Annotated in this window: 1 protein-coding gene; it reads right to left on the bottom strand. The window is 41.7% G+C overall.

From position 1 onward, the window contains the following. Positions 1-1,039, bottom strand: a 1,039-nt coding sequence (locus LMF89_RS25375; RefSeq protein WP_229537588.1) for an IS110 family RNA-guided transposase, incomplete at both ends; no start/stop codon positions are given.

Raw genomic sequence — 1,039 nt, 5'->3', positions numbered from 1 at the left:
TCGCAATAGTTTATTCATAACAGCGCCCAACGATTGTTTCCTGGTTTTAGTCTGTATCTTCTTCTGGTAATAGTCATATATCACCGAATTTACCAACGCCCCCTTAGCATTCTTACGTATAGCCGTTGTTGCAACCATATAGAGTGAACGTCTTAAGAAAGGAGATCCTCTTTTGGTCACCCTGTTTTTAGTGCCCACATAATTGCCCGACTGGCGTACAGATGGATCCATTCCACAATAAGCTACAAGTTGTTTCGCATTAGTAAACCTATTGATATCACCAATCTCTCCCAAGATAAGCGATGCCAAAATAGCCCCAATCCCGGGAATACTTTTGAGTAAAATAAATTCAGGTAGTTGATTTGCCACTTCATCGATCTGATTATCAAGGGCTTTTAATTGATGATCCATGAACAGCACACCATTAGCATAGAATTGTACAGTAGTAACATTGGCTGCTAAGTCAATTCCAGTAACCTCAGCATCCCTGGCGCAATCTAGCAAAGCTCTATATTTTTTATCCCCGTAGTTTTTACCCTTCCTCGGTAATGTTTCTAACATCGATACAATTGCTTGCTGATTTACCTCTTTTAGCCACTCCGATGGAGCGGTAAAGGTGGTTAATAGCGTGAGTGCGGTCAACGATGCGGGATTTAGGACTTTAGGAAATAAGGGAGCTACTTGTTCGATGGCAGCAACTAATTGATTCAACAGCGTAGTTCTCTGATTGGCAAGCTGAAACCTGGTTCTAGTCAAGATCTTCAAATTTGCGAATGCATCGCTGGGGATATAGGCAGGATGGAAATCTTGCAGGAAGAGTAATTTGGCCAACTCAAATGCGTCTACAGAGTCTGTTTTGACTTTTCTTACGACAGAATTTTTGATAGAATGAGAAATGAGGGGATTGATGAGGTAGACTTCAAACCCCTGTTTTATGAAAAAGTGGACGATACGCGCTGAGTAGTGACCTGTGGATTCTAGGGAGATGACCGGTTTACTGCTAAACGTTTCTTCCACTTTTTTTATTTGCCCGAGAGCA

Source organism: Pelosinus baikalensis (genome assembly GCF_020819555.1).
Classification (GTDB): domain Bacteria; phylum Bacillota; class Negativicutes; order DSM-13327; family DSM-13327; genus Pelosinus; species Pelosinus baikalensis.
This window is presented reverse-complemented; position numbering and strand designations above follow the sequence as displayed.